The following is a 12,601-nucleotide window of genomic DNA, read 5'->3' as shown; positions in this document are numbered from 1 at the left end:
CCCTACTTCCGGGCTTGCACGAGGAACCGTCGGCTGTGCACGTCGAATCCACCGGTCCTGACGATGTGATCATGGATCCGTCTCAGTTCGGACCGATGCCGGATCGGGTCGAAGCCGGGGGCCTGCCAGGAGACGATCCGAAGCTGATAGATCACGGCACCGACGTCGAGGTACCGCGTGCGGATCGAGGCCTCGCGGGCTTCGATGATCACGAGCCCGGCACGCTGGAGTTCCTCCTCGAGCCGGGACAGGGAGATCGGGGCCGTGGGGTCGAAGGCCGGCGGGATGCCGAGAGCATCGTTGAACTCAAGATCGTTCTGCGCCGCGACCTGCTGGGTCAGCAGCAGACCGCCGGGTGTCATGGCCCGGTGGATCTCCGCTGAATCGAGATGGCCGTGGCGATTGAGCACAAGATCGAATTCACCGTCCGCGACCGGAAGTCGTTCGCTCGGGCGTTCGATCACCCGGACGCCGAGCGGACCGAGCCGAGCAGCGGCGACGGGAACATTCGGCGCGTGCGGCTCGACCGCGACACTCCCCGTGGGCGGGCGAAGCGACCCAAGGATCTCGCCGCCTCCGGTGTCGATGTCCAGGACCCGGCGCGCCCGGGCCACCAGCGGGCGGGCGAGGTCCTGGTAGCTCCAGGGCAACGGCTGATCTTCGGTGCGGCCCCGGTTGAACGAGAAGTCCCAGCCCTCGATGGGCACAGACACGGCCTCATCGAACAGTTCGTCGAACGATCGTGCGGATGATGCGTCGAGCAAGATCATGTCCCTTCAGGTGAATGCGAGCACGCTGAATGCGACCCCGGATCCGGGGCCAGGGCCAGACCTGCGCAGAAGACGATTCGGGTGCGGCCCGTCGCGTGAGGAGAACTTCGCGAACGGGCTAGCTAGCTCGGGACATCACGAAACCGTTCTACCACCCCGTCCCCTCGGAGTCCGGCGCGCCATCACTGAGCGGACTCCTTGACCCGAAAAATCGGCCGGAAACGAGGTCAACGCGTCCGCTCGACGTGTTTCGGACCGGGCTTGCAGGGTGGCCCGGAACCGAAGGTGACTGATCACGTCACCAGCGCTCACACGTCGCCCTTCGCTAGGTGCGATCCGAGGAAATGTCGGTGGTAGGTGCCAAGATTGCCTGCATGGGCAACTCTGTGCTGGACCGTGCGATCTACTCCTATGCGGACGTGGATCGCCTGGTCGGCCTGCGCACCGGGACAGCCCGCCGTTGGCTCGAGGGCTACGTGCGGGCCGGTCGCTACTACGACCCGGTCCTGCGACCGGCGGCGACTGGCTCGGACTCTGTCACCTGGGGTGAAATGGTGGAATCTCGCCTACTCGCTGAGTTCCGACGAGACGTGCCCGTGCAGCGTCTTCGGCCGGCGGTCGTTCGCCTCCGGGAGGAGTTCGGCGACTATCCGTTGGCAGTCGCTCGGCCTTTTCTCGACGTCGAAGGCCGGGAACTGGTCCGGGTCGTGCAGGACGAGGTCGGCTTGGAGAAGTCCCTCCAACTCGTGGTCGTCCGCAACGGTCAATTGGTCCTGACCGAGACCACCGAGAGGTTCCGGTCAGCGGTCGAGTACGACACAGATGTGGTGATTCGGCTTCGGCCGGATCTCCGCACGCCCGGCGTCATGATCGATCCGAGTCGATCCTTCGGGCAACCTGCGATCCGCAACGTGCGGACAGAATCGCTGGCGGAGGACTTCCGGGCCGGTACCAGCCGTGAGGAGTTGGCCGACCTCTACGACCTGACCGCGACGCAGATCGATGAGGCGCTGCGGTTCGAGTTGATCGCCGGAAGCGGGCGCGCCGCCTGATGCCGTCCAGGCCCGGGACGACATCGGCTACCCGGATCGACGGAGGTTTCCCGAGGTCGGGCTCGGCGCACTCGATTCGATTGGATGCCGGTGATCGCTGATCATGAGCTCATCGTCATGATCAGCTAGAGCTCTTCCTCTGGCATGAACCTCGGCTCGCGCGCGAGATCACCAAGCGGGGAGCCGGGCCGTGGGCGTTGGCGATGACCGGCACCGGAGTCCGTCCACTGACTCTGTACGCTCCGGTGCCGGTCATCGACGAGGATTCCTGAAGCTCGTCAGCCCACGTGCGCCGGGGTTCGTGTGCCGATCAGGCTCATCTCGTGGCCGGCGTCTTCGAGGACGTCGCCGAGGCGGGCGACGATCTCGTCGAGCAGGTCGCGGTCGCTGATCAAGGGCGGGGCGATCTGGACGACGCTGTCGCCTCGGTCGTCCGGGCGGGCGATCAGGCCGGCTGCCCGGAGTTTACGGGGGAGATAGCTGCGGAGCAGGAAGTCCCGTTCGGACTGATCGAAGCGGGTGCCGCGTTCGTCCTTGACCAGCTCGACGGCCCAGAAGAATCCGGAGCCGCGGACGTCACCGACGATCGGCAGCGAGCGCAGGGACAGCAGTTCGGCGGCGAGGTGCGGGGATTGTGCCCGTACGTTCTCCAGGATCCGATCCCGTTCGAAGATCTCGATGTTGCGCAGCGCGATGGCCGCACTCAACGGATGCCCGCCGAACGTGATGCCGTGCCGGAACGGTGAGCCGGTGCTGATCATGGGATCGATCACCCGGGACCGGGCGAGCACTCCGCCCATCGGCGCATACGCCGACGTGAGGCCCTTCGCGATGCTGATCAGGTCCGGTGCGATGGACTCGGCGGTGATGCCGAACCATTCGCCGAGCCGGCCGAACCCGGTGATCACCTCGTCCGCCATCAACAGAATGCCGTACCGGTCGGCGATCCGGCGCAGTCCGGCCCAATAGCCGGGTGGCGGCACCAGGCAGCCACCGGAGTTCTGCACCGGCTCGGCGATGATCATGGCGACGGTGTCCGGCCCGGCGTCGATGATCGCGTGCTCGACCTCGGCCAGCAGCCGGTCCCGGAACGCGACCGGGTCGGTGCCGTCCGGGGCACGGTAGGCGTTGGTGTTGGAGACATGGGTGACCTCGACCGGCGCCGGCCCGAAGCCCGCCGCATAGCCCGGCAGCCCGGTGAAGGACAACGCGCCGAGAGTCACTCCGTGATAGGCGGTCTTGCGGGCGATCGCCTTGGTCCGCTGCGGTTGGCCGATCGCGATGAAGTGCTCCCGGGCCAGCTTCCAGGCGGCCTCGACCGCTTCCGACCCGCCACTGGTGAAGAAGACCCGGTAGTCCTCGGCCGGTGCCCGGGCGGAGATCGCCTCGGCCAGTTCGATCGCGGTCGGATGGGCGGTCGCCCAGGTCGTGTGGAAGGCGAGCGTGCTGAGCTGCCGGCTGGCCGCCTCCGCCATCTCCTCGCCGTACGAATAACCGAGCTGTGCGCAGAACAGGCTGGACAGCGAGTCGATGTAGCGCCGCCCGTCGGTGTCGAACACATACGGCCCGTCGCCCCGCTCGATCACCAGCAGGTCGTCGATCCGTTGCTTGGAGAAGTGCAGCAACAGGTGGTCGCGTGCCCTCTCCTGCCAAACGTCGTGAGTCATGATGCCGCTGAACCCCTCAATCCCAGATCCCCTGATTTCCTGACGTCCCCGAGTGCTGAAGAACCCATCGTGCGCCCAATCGCGGCATCCGTCGAGGGGTCGAGCCGTCCCCCGGACCGTTGCCCTCGCCGGACCACCGGGAGAATGGTGCTGCCGACGACCGACGAGGGGACTCGCCATGGATTCTCGATCACGCGAAGCGACCGGATTCCAGGAAAGCGCGCCGTACGATCCGCGGATCGATCTTCGGACCGACTTCGTCATGGTGTACGGGCTCGACGACAGCACCGCCGAGCGGATCGCCCGCTGGCGCGAGGCCGGCTATCGAGTCCACCTGATGACCGGCATCTCCTGGGGGAAGTACCAGGACTATCTGGACGGTCGCTGGGACGGTACCGATCACTGGTCCGACGCGCAGACCGACGCCGACGGCAGGCCGATCCTGCACGGCGAGAGCACCGACATCCCTTATCTGGTGCCGACGATCACCTTCACCGAGTACCTGATCGAGAAGCTGGCGCCGATCGTCGATCTTGATCTTGACGGGCTGCACCTCGAGGAGCCCGAGTTCTGGGCCCGCGGGGGCTATGCCGAGTCGTTCCGCCGCGAATGGCTCGCCTACTACGGCGAGCCGTGGCAGCCGCCGCACTCCTCGGTCGAGGCCCACTACCGGTCCGGCCAGCTGATGCAGCATCTGCTGACTCGCAGCCTCGACCGGGTCACCACGGTGCTGCGCGACCGGGCCCTGCACCGCGGCCGGGACCTGCGCTGCTACGTGCCGACGCACAGCCTGCTCAACTACACCCAGTGGCAGATCGTCAGCCCGGAATCGCGGCTCCGTGAGCTGCCGGCCGTGCACGGGGCGATCGCACAGGTCTGGACCGGCACGTCGCGGACGCCGAACGTCTACGCCGGCCGGCACGCCGAGCGGACCTTCGAGACGGCCTTCCTCGAGTACGGCATCGCGCAGGACCTGACCCGCGGCACGGATCGCACGCTGTGGTTCCTGCACGACCCGATCGAAGATCATCCGGGCCGGACCTGGGAGGACTACCGGGACAACTACCACCGGACCCTGGTCGCCTCGCTGCTGCATCCTGGCGTGGACCGATTCGAGGTGACGCCGTGGCCGCGCCGGGTCTTCACCGGGCGCTACCTCCGAGAGGGCAGCGGCGAACGGGTGCCGATCCCGGCCGACTACGCGACCTCGTACCTGATCACGATGAACGCGCTACGTGATCTTGATCAAGCCGACGTCTCGGTCGAGACCGGCGGGCCGCGGATCGGTGTGATGCTGTCCGACACGGCGATGTTCCAGCGCTGGCTACCGGGAGCCGGGAGCGGTGAGAAGTATGACGGCCTGCAGGGCACGCCGAGCGAGGAATCTCGAAGGCTGCTGGACTTCTCGGCCTTCTACGGGCTCGCCCTGCCGCCACTGTTCGCCGGCCGGCGGGTGGTGCCGGTGCAGCTGGAGGCGCTGCTGGACGACCCGACCACGCTCGATGATCATGACCTGATCATCCTCAGTTACGAGTTCCAGAAGCCGCGGCTGCCGGTGATCAACGAGATCCTGGCCGGCTGGGTGCGCCGCGGCGGCGCGCTGCTCCATGTCGGGGACGGCGCGGATCCGTACCACGGTATCCGGTCCTGGTGGACCGGCCGGTATCCGACGCCCGGTCACCACCTGGCCGAAACGCTCGGTGTCGATCATGGAACGGCGGAGCCGGTGCCGGTCGGCAAGGGTTGGGTACGGTTCGTCGCCGAGGATCCGGCCGGCTTCACCGACAGCCCGGAATCCGCCGGCGACCTGGTCGCCGCGATCCGCGGGCTGGCCGAGGCCGCCGGGCAGGAGTGGCGATCGGGCGGCTGGCTCTCGGTCCACCGGGGCCCGTACCTGATCGGAGCGGTGCTGTCCGAGGCGGCCGAGTCGATCTCGCTGACCGGCCGCTATCTCGATCTGCTGGACCCGGACCTGCCGGTGATCACCGAACGCACGGCGATTCCCGGCGACGTGGTCTGGCTCCGCGATCTCGATCATGAGCCGCGCCCCGGCGAAGTGCTCGCCTCCGCCGGTCGGATTCGTGATCAAGAGATCGACGGCGACCGGATCAGCCATGTCTGCGAGGTGCCGGCCGGGATCGAGGCGATCACTGCGCTGCGGCTGCCCGAACGGCCGGGCGAGATCCGGGTCGACGGCGTCGCGGGCGCCGACTGGGATCACGAGGCGGCCACCGGCGTTCTGTGGGTTCGCCATCCCGGCGACCCGTCCGGCACCGCCGTCCAGATCAACCGGTGAAGCCGAGGTCGGCCGCCGCGATCACCGTACCCAGGCGTGGGAAGTCGAGCTCCACCGCCGCCTGGTGTTCTTCCGCGGTGAACGCCGTCATCGCATCCTCGACGAAGATCAACCGGTAGCCATGGTCCAGCGCCGCCCGGGCCGTCGACTCGACGCCGAGGTTGGTCGCGATGCCGGCGAACACCAGCGTTTCGACGTTCCGCTCCCGGAGCCGGTCGTCCAGGCCGGTGCCCTGGAACCCGCCGATGGTCCGCTTGACGATCTCGACGTCGCCGTCCTGCAGCAGCCCGGCGACCAGCCCGCTGCCCGGCGGCTGCTCGGCCACGTTCGGGCGCTCGACCCGGACCAGGACGACCGGCGCACCGTGCTCCCGGAACGCCGTCGCGAGCGATTCGGCCGTGGCGACCACCTCGCGGCCCGGACGCGGCTGCAGAGGTTGGTCGACGATGCGGTCTATCAGGTCGATCAGCACCAGCGCGGTGCGGCGGGGGTCGAAGAGGTCGGCCATGATCAGGAGCCTAGTCGGGACGACGGCGCGAGTACCCTGGCCCGCGTGATGACGGCGGACGACGTGCTGGAGGTGCTCGGGCTGATCCGGCGCGCCGGTGCCGAGGTGTGGATCGGCGGCGGGTGGGGGATCGACGCGCTGGTCGGACGGCAGACCCGTGATCATCGTGATCTTGACCTGATGCACCGGCGGGAACAGGAGCCGGCTCTGCTCACGTCCCTCGCGGCGGCGGGCTTCGTCCGGGGCCTGGACTGGTACCCGATCCGGTTCGTCATGGCGCACCCGGACGGCCGCGAACTCGACCTGCATCCGCTGGTGTTCGCCCCGGACGGCTCGGCCGGGCAGGCCTCCCTCGATCCCGATCATCCGTTCCACTACCCGGCCGACTGCTTCGTCACCGGCATGATCAACGAAACTCCGGTGCCGTGTCTGTCGGCCGAACAGCAGATCAGGTTCCACCAGGGCTACGAACCGGCCGACCGCGACCGGCACGACATGGCGCAGTTGCGCCGTGCCTTCGGCCTCACGACTCACTACTGATTCTGGGCTTGGAGTCTGCCGGTGCGACCGACCGGTCAGTTGTGCCGCGACACGCCGCAAAGACCGCTGCTTTTGTGACTGGTCGGCGGAGGGGTTAGGCGGGTTCGGCTGAGCGGGCCTCGGTGCAGGCGATGCCCAGGCGGTGCAGGACGAGCTCGCTGATCTCCCCGAGCGCTTCGAGCTGGGCCGGGTCGAGGGCGTCGACCAGATGCACCCGGATCCGCTCCTGCTGGAACCGGTCCGCGGCCCGGCGGGCCGTCCGGCCGGCGGCGGTGATCACGATGACCGTGCCGCGGGAGTCCTCGGTGCACTCGGTGCGGCGGACCAGTCCGCGCTGCTCCATCCGCCGCAACTGGTGCGACAGCCGGCTCTTCTCCCAGGCCAGCTCCCAGCGCAGGTCCCGGGCCCGCAGGGTTCCCTTCGGCGCTTCGGCCAGCGCGGCCAGCACCTCGTGGTCGGCCTCGGACAGCCCGGTGGCCTGGGCCAACTCCCGGCCGAGCACCCCGATCAACTGCGACTGCATGCGGTGGAACCGGCGCCAGGCCGCGACCTGGGCCGGGGTCAGGGGCGCACCGCGAGCCATGGGCCCCAGCCTAGCGCAATTTTGTTGATGTATCATCCATTCTGACAAAGGTTGACGTATCACCATGGAGGGGTGCGAGGCATGACGGACTACGGGCATGAACTGAAGTTCGGCGGGTTCCTGACTCCGGACGCCGGCGACCCGGAACGGGTGGTCGACCTGGTCCGGCTGGCCGAGCAGGACGGCCTCGACCTGGTCACCTTCCAGGACCATCCGTACCAGCCGGCGTTCCTGGACACCTGGACCTTGATCAGCTACGTTGCGGCCCGGACCGAGCGGATCAGCCTGGCCGGCAATGTGCTCAACCTGCCGCTGCGGCCGCCGTCGGTGCTGGCCCGCAGCGTGGCCAGCCTGGACCGGCTGTCCGGCGGCCGGATCGAGCTGGGTCTCGGCGCCGGCGGTTTCTGGGAACCGATCAAGGCGATGGGCGGCGAGCAACGGGCGCCCGGCGAGGCGGTCGCCGCGGTCGACGATGCGATCTTGATCATGCGCGAGCTGTGGGACACCGAGCAGCGCGGCGGGGTCCGGGTGCGCGGCAAGATCTACCAGGTCGAGGGCGCGAAGCGTGGCCCGGCGCCGGCGCACCGGATCGGCATCTGGCTCGGTGCCTACAAGCCGCGGATGCTCGAGTTGACCGGGCGCGCCGCCGACGGTTGGCTGCCGTCGCTGTCGTACCTGCAACCGGGCGATCTGACCCGCGGCAACAAGATCATCGACGAGGCGGCGGAGGCGGCCGGCCGATCCCCGAGCGACATCCGCCGGCTGCTCAACCTCGACCGGACCCGGCCCGAGGAACTGGCCGAACTCGCCCTGACCGAGGGGATCGGCACCTTCATCATCACGGCCGACGACCCGAACACGCTGCGCCGGTTCGCCGCCGAAACCGCTCCTGCGGTACGGGAGCTGGTCGCGGCCGCCCGCCGCGGCGGCGGTTCCGGCCCGGACCTGACGCCGGCCACCGGACCCGTCCAGTCCGGTGGGACCGGCAGCGACGTGTTCGACCGGCTCGGCGTCCAGCCGACCCCGGACGACGGCACCCGGCTGTTGCCCGATCAGCCCTGGGACGAGTCGGCCCGGCCGCACCGCGACATCGTGCCGCAGCAGGAGTACGACCCACAGGGGACCGCGATCGGCCAGCACCTGATCGACGTCCATGATCATCTGCGACAGGAACTGGAGACCGTGCGGGATCTGGTCCAGCAGGTCAAGCAGGGCACGATCGAGGCTTCCCGGGCCCGCTCGGTGATCAACGAACTGACCCTGCGGCAGAACAACTGGGCGATGGGTGCCTACTGCGCGTCCTACTGCCGGGTGCTCACCCAGCACCACACGATCGAGGACCGCAGCATGTTTCCGCACCTGCGCAGCACGGACCCGGAGCTGGCGCCGGTGCTGGACCGGCTCGCCGAGGAACACGGGGTGATCCACGAGGTGCTGGAGGAGCTGGATCGCCGGCTGGTCGAGCACCTCAAGGCTCCTGGCGAGTTCACCGAACTCCAGCACGCGGTCGATCGGCTGACCGACACGCTGCGGTCTCATCTCTCCTACGAGGAAAGGGAGCTGGTGGAGCCGCTGGCCCGGGTCGGGATGTACCAGGGCCAGGTCTGACCCCAGACGGGCGGGGCCAGCCGGTTAAGCTCGTGAGCATGTCCACCTCCGACGGGATCACCGCAGCCGGGGGCTGGGCCGTGATCACCGGGGCCACCGGTGGGCTCGGCGCCAGTTTCGCCCGCGCCCTGGCCGGCGAGGGCCGAAACGTCCTCCTGGTCGGCCGCAACGAGACGGCGCTGGACGGGCTCGCGACGGAGCTGACGGACCGCTTCCGGGTGTCGGCCCGGCCGCTGGTCGCCGACCTGGCCGAGCCGTCGGCGGTGTCCGACCTGGTGAAGCAGCTCAACGAGCTCGACATCGACCTCCTGATCAACAATGCCGGTTTCGCCCAGCACGGCCCGTACGAAGCCCTCGACCCGGCCGGCCAGCATGATCAACTCCAGGTCTGTGTGGTGGCCCTGGCCGACCTGGCCCAGGGAATCGCCCCGCAGCTGGTCCGGCGCGGCCGCGGCGGCATGATCAACGTCGCGTCCACGGCGGCGTTCCAGCCGACCCCCTATCTGGCTGCGTATGCCGCCAGCAAGGCGTTCGTGCTTTCGTTCAGTCAGGCGCTGCACGACGAACTGCAGGGCAAGGGCGTGACGGTGACCGCGCTCTGCCCGGGCCCGGTGATGACCGGCTTCTGGGACCAGGTCGGTTCGACCGACGCCGCGTTCGGGCAGCGGCTCACCGCCGATCGGGTGGTGGCCCAGGGCTTGGACGGCTTCCGCCGCGGCCAGGCGGTCGTCGTCCCGGGCTGGCGGAACCTGATCACCGCCCAGGCGAACCGGATCATCCCGCGCCGGCTGGCGGTCAAGATCGCCGGCCTCGCCGTACGACCTCGGGGGCGAGCCTGATGAGTGATCACTGCTGCGCCCCGGAACGGCCGGCCGGCCCGGCCCCCGAGGACTCGAGCCGCCGGACCAAGATCATCCCGGCCGACGGCCGGCACCTGATCGAGCAGGCCGAACTGCCCGGCGGCTCGTTCACCATGGGGGACCAGCACGGCGACGGACTGGCCGCCGACGGCGAGACCCCGGTGCACCAGGTGACGCTGTCCCCGTTCTCGATCGACGTCACCTCGGTCACCAACGCCGACTACGCCCGGTTCGTCGACGCGACCGGCTACCGGACCGACGCGGAGATGTTCGGCTTCTCGGCTGTCTTCCATCTGGCCGTCCGGGCCAAGCCGAGCCAGGTCATGAGCAACGCCGACGGCACGCCGTGGTGGATCGGTGTCCGCGGTGCCGACTGGCGCCATCCCGGCGGGCCACTGTCCGACCTGGACGGCCTTGATGATCATCCGGTGACCCACATCAGCTGGACCGACGCCCGGACCTACTGCCGGTGGGCCAAGCGGCGGCTGCCGACGGAGGCGGAGTGGGAGTACGCCTCCCGCGGCGGCGTCGAGGGCGATCGGTACCCCTGGGGCGACGACCTGGACACCGAGGACTGGGCCTGCAACATCTGGCAGGGCACCTTCCCCAAGATCAACACCGAGCAGGACGGCTGGCTCACCACGGCGCCGGTGCGCAGCTACCGGCCGAACAGCTTCGGGCTGTGGCAGACGGTCGGCAACGTCTGGGAGTGGTGCGCCGACTGGTTCGATCCCTTGTATTACACGGCTTCGCCGGGCACCGACCCGAAGGGGCCGCCGGGCGGCCGGAGCCGGGTGCTGCGCGGCGGCTCGTACCTCTGCCACGACTCGTACTGCAACCGCTACCGCAACGCGGCCCGGTCCTCCAACACCCCGGACTCGTCGATGGGCAACGCCGGCTTCCGGACCGTCTCGGCTCGCTGACGTCGCCTGCCCAGCGGCTTCCCAGCGTTTCTCCAGCGTGTACTCCCATGCTCGGAGTGCTCCGTCGGCCTCGGCGGCCGGTGAGCCGGAGCCTACGGAGGAGAGCACGATGAACCTTGTCCACGGGGGACGCCTGGTTCCCGCCGCGATCATGAGCCTGGTGATCTTGGTGGCCGGCGCGGTGCAGGCGACGCCGGCCCGAGCAGCCGATCCGCCGGTTCCCGGTCAGATCGCGGTGCTGACCCAGAACCAATCCCTCGGGGCGGACCTGCGGCCGGTGCTGAACGCGCGCGACCAGCCGACGTTCCAGCACGAGATCCGGAAGGCCCTCAAGCAGGTGGCCGACAACCCCTTCCAGGTTCGTGCGCTGGCGTTCGCGTACCAGATCGTCAAGGCCGATCCCGATGTCGTGGCGCTGCAGGAGGTCTTCGATCTCCGCCGCAACGGCGAGCACGCCGCGGGCCCGTACCGTGATCATCTCGCGGACACGCTGGCCGCCCTCGACCTGCTCGGCGGCCGGTACCGGGTGGTGGCCAGGGTGCAGAACATGTCCACTACCTTCCCGGTCGACCTCGATCGGAACGGCAGTCTCGAGACCCAGGTCGGCCTGGCCGAGCACGACGTGATCTTGGTACGCGAAGGCCTGACCGCGGCGCCGGTCCCGTTCCCGGACCTCTGTCTCCGGCCCTCGCTCGACGGGTGCCAGTTCCAGGTCGTGTCGATCGCGACCGACCTGCCGAACGGCCGGGTGAACCGGGAACGCGGCTTCGTCGGGATCGACGTCTCGCTCAACGGTCGTGCGTTCCGCGTCGTGAACACCCAGCTCGAGGAGTTCGACGTGGAGCCGGAGACCGGACCGATCTCGCGGACGTTCCAGACGTTTCAGGCCAGCGAACTGATCACGATGATCGAGGCGTCCAACCCTTCGGGTCGCACCGTCGTCGTCCTCGGCGACCTCGCCTCGACCCCGGACGACGAAACCATCCTGCTCGGCACCCTGCCGGTCGTCCCGGGCTACATCGTGCTCCAGACCAATGGGTTCCGCGATGCGCTGACCCTGGATCCCGACAACCTGCCGCTGGGCGACACCTGTTGCCAGGCGCCGGATCTGCGGAACCGGAAGTCCAGGCTCGACCGGCGCGTCGACCACGTCTTCACGACCGACCAACCGGTCGAGGTGCATTCCGACGTCCTCGGCGACTCGGAGCTGGAGCGCCGCCTGCTCAAGCGTTGGCCGTCCGACCACGGCACGGTCTACGCCCGGATTCGTTACCAGTAAGGGATCAGCGGGCGTGTCGGCGCAGGCTGAGCCGACGGAAGATCCGAGACCAGCGGTCCTGGTGCCGCTGGTCCGGATACTCCGGCACGTAGCCCAGGCGCAGGTACGCGGAGATCGCCGGCAACCGGTCGTCGTCGGTGTGCAGGATGCTCGCCGCCAGGCCGTCCGCCGCGAAACGGCGCAGAACGGCGAGGGTCACCGTCAGGCCGAGCCCGCGGCCGCGCAACGCCGGATCGCTCGCGACCCAGTGCAGGATCCCGACGTCCGGCTGGTCGGCCCGCACCAGCGCGGACGCCGTGGCCACCGCGAGCCGGCCGCGACGGACCAGATAGGTGTCCCGGACGTCCGGTTCGTCCAGCAGTTCGCGGCGGACCCGGGCCGGCGTCCATTCCTTGGTGAACGCAGCATCCAGCAGCCGGGCCAACCCGTCGGCGTCGGCACCGGTGGCCCGCTGGACCCCGGTTGGAAGCGGCGGCAGGTCGTCCAGGTCCGGCCGGCGCATCCGTAACTGCATG

Annotated in this window: 12 protein-coding genes; 7 read left to right on the top strand and 5 right to left on the bottom strand. The window is 69.1% G+C overall.

Annotated features, from left to right (window positions below):
* Positions 1–2 precede the first annotated feature (2 nt).
* Entirely contained in the window at positions 3–713 is a 711-nt protein-coding gene (locus BKA15_RS15465) for a class I SAM-dependent methyltransferase (protein WP_179752195.1), read from the bottom strand.
* Positions 714–1,144: 431 nt separating this feature from the next.
* Between BKA15_RS15465 and BKA15_RS15460 the strand changes: the two genes are divergently transcribed.
* The gene (locus tag BKA15_RS15460; RefSeq protein WP_179752193.1) at positions 1,145–1,822 is read left to right on the top strand and encodes a DUF433 domain-containing protein; all 678 of its coding nucleotides are present in this window, start codon (positions 1,145–1,147) and stop codon (positions 1,820–1,822) included.
* 278 nt (positions 1,823–2,100) lie between these two features.
* Here the strand turns inward: BKA15_RS15460 and BKA15_RS15455 are convergent, their stop codons facing one another.
* A complete protein-coding gene (locus BKA15_RS15455) occupies positions 2,101–3,489 on the bottom strand; it encodes an aminotransferase class III-fold pyridoxal phosphate-dependent enzyme (RefSeq protein ID WP_179752191.1) in 1,389 nt (462 codons plus the stop codon).
* A gap of 178 nt (positions 3,490–3,667) precedes the next feature.
* Between BKA15_RS15455 and BKA15_RS15450 the strand changes: the two genes are divergently transcribed.
* Positions 3,668–5,785: a hypothetical protein gene (locus BKA15_RS15450; RefSeq protein ID WP_179752189.1), complete on the top strand. Its 2,118-nt coding sequence runs from the start codon at positions 3,668–3,670 to the stop codon at positions 5,783–5,785.
* Here BKA15_RS15450 and BKA15_RS15445 read toward each other — a convergent pair.
* The gene (locus tag BKA15_RS15445) at positions 5,775–6,293 is read right to left on the bottom strand and encodes an isochorismatase family protein (protein ID WP_179752187.1); all 519 of its coding nucleotides are present in this window, start codon (positions 6,291–6,293) and stop codon (positions 5,775–5,777) included. The two genes, BKA15_RS15450 and BKA15_RS15445, sit on opposite strands and share 11 nt — an antisense overlap.
* A 48-nt stretch (positions 6,294–6,341) precedes the next feature.
* Between BKA15_RS15445 and BKA15_RS15440 the strand changes: the two genes are divergently transcribed.
* The gene (locus tag BKA15_RS15440) at positions 6,342–6,833 is read left to right on the top strand and encodes a nucleotidyltransferase domain-containing protein (RefSeq protein ID WP_179758482.1); all 492 of its coding nucleotides are present in this window, start codon (positions 6,342–6,344) and stop codon (positions 6,831–6,833) included.
* Positions 6,834–6,927: 94 nt separating this feature from the next.
* On the opposite strand, the gene BKA15_RS15435 is transcribed toward BKA15_RS15440, so the two are convergent.
* A complete protein-coding gene (locus tag BKA15_RS15435) occupies positions 6,928–7,416 on the bottom strand; it encodes a MarR family winged helix-turn-helix transcriptional regulator (protein WP_179752185.1) in 489 nt (162 codons plus the stop codon).
* 81 nt (positions 7,417–7,497) lie between these two features.
* Between BKA15_RS15435 and BKA15_RS15430 the strand changes: the two genes are divergently transcribed.
* From BKA15_RS15430 to BKA15_RS15415, 4 genes are all read left to right on the top strand, one after another.
* Entirely contained in the window at positions 7,498–9,024 is a 1,527-nt protein-coding gene (locus BKA15_RS15430) for an LLM class flavin-dependent oxidoreductase (RefSeq protein ID WP_179752183.1), read from the top strand.
* Positions 9,025–9,062: 38 nt separating this feature from the next.
* Complete coding sequence (locus tag BKA15_RS15425; protein WP_179752182.1) at positions 9,063–9,863, top strand: SDR family NAD(P)-dependent oxidoreductase; 801 nt, start codon at positions 9,063–9,065, stop codon at positions 9,861–9,863.
* Positions 9,863–10,807: a formylglycine-generating enzyme family protein gene (locus tag BKA15_RS15420; RefSeq protein ID WP_179752180.1), complete on the top strand. Its 945-nt coding sequence runs from the start codon at positions 9,863–9,865 to the stop codon at positions 10,805–10,807. Before BKA15_RS15425 ends, BKA15_RS15420 begins: the two co-directional genes overlap by 1 nt.
* Positions 10,808–10,916: 109 nt before the next feature.
* Positions 10,917–12,086, top strand: a complete 1,170-nt coding sequence (locus BKA15_RS15415) for an endonuclease/exonuclease/phosphatase family protein (protein WP_179752178.1) — start codon at positions 10,917–10,919, stop codon at positions 12,084–12,086.
* A 4-nt stretch (positions 12,087–12,090) separates the two neighbouring features.
* Here BKA15_RS15415 and BKA15_RS15410 read toward each other — a convergent pair whose 3' ends face one another.
* The gene (locus tag BKA15_RS15410) at positions 12,091–12,600 is read right to left on the bottom strand and encodes a GNAT family N-acetyltransferase (protein ID WP_179752176.1); all 510 of its coding nucleotides are present in this window, start codon (positions 12,598–12,600) and stop codon (positions 12,091–12,093) included.
* Between the last annotated feature and the right edge of the window lies 1 nt (position 12,601).

Origin of the sequence: Microlunatus parietis (genome assembly GCF_013407955.1) — a bacterium.
In the GTDB taxonomy this organism is placed as follows: Bacteria; Actinomycetota; Actinomycetes; order Propionibacteriales; family Propionibacteriaceae; genus Microlunatus; species Microlunatus parietis.
Note: the sequence above shows the minus strand (reverse complement) of the source record. Positions and strands in the feature narration are given on the sequence as shown.

Excerpts from the sequence above, each read along its gene's own strand:
- BKA15_RS15460 (WP_179752193.1), top strand. The coding sequence starts at position 1,145 with ATGGGCAACTCTGTGCTGGACCGTGCGATCTACTCCTATGCGGACGTG.
- BKA15_RS15455 (WP_179752191.1), bottom strand. The coding sequence starts at position 3,489 with ATGACTCACGACGTTTGGCAGGAGAGGGCACGCGACCACCTGTTGCTG.
- BKA15_RS15450 (WP_179752189.1), top strand. The coding sequence starts at position 3,668 with ATGGATTCTCGATCACGCGAAGCGACCGGATTCCAGGAAAGCGCGCCG.
- BKA15_RS15445 (WP_179752187.1), bottom strand. The coding sequence starts at position 6,293 with ATGGCCGACCTCTTCGACCCCCGCCGCACCGCGCTGGTGCTGATCGAC.
- BKA15_RS15440 (WP_179758482.1), top strand. The coding sequence starts at position 6,342 with ATGACGGCGGACGACGTGCTGGAGGTGCTCGGGCTGATCCGGCGCGCC.
- BKA15_RS15435 (WP_179752185.1), bottom strand. The coding sequence starts at position 7,416 with ATGGCTCGCGGTGCGCCCCTGACCCCGGCCCAGGTCGCGGCCTGGCGC.
- BKA15_RS15430 (WP_179752183.1), top strand. The coding sequence starts at position 7,498 with ATGACGGACTACGGGCATGAACTGAAGTTCGGCGGGTTCCTGACTCCG.
- BKA15_RS15425 (WP_179752182.1), top strand. The coding sequence starts at position 9,063 with ATGTCCACCTCCGACGGGATCACCGCAGCCGGGGGCTGGGCCGTGATC.
- BKA15_RS15420 (WP_179752180.1), top strand. The coding sequence starts at position 9,863 with ATGAGTGATCACTGCTGCGCCCCGGAACGGCCGGCCGGCCCGGCCCCC.
- BKA15_RS15415 (WP_179752178.1), top strand. The coding sequence starts at position 10,917 with ATGAACCTTGTCCACGGGGGACGCCTGGTTCCCGCCGCGATCATGAGC.
- BKA15_RS15410 (WP_179752176.1), bottom strand. The coding sequence starts at position 12,600 with ATGCAGTTACGGATGCGCCGGCCGGACCTGGACGACCTGCCGCCGCTT.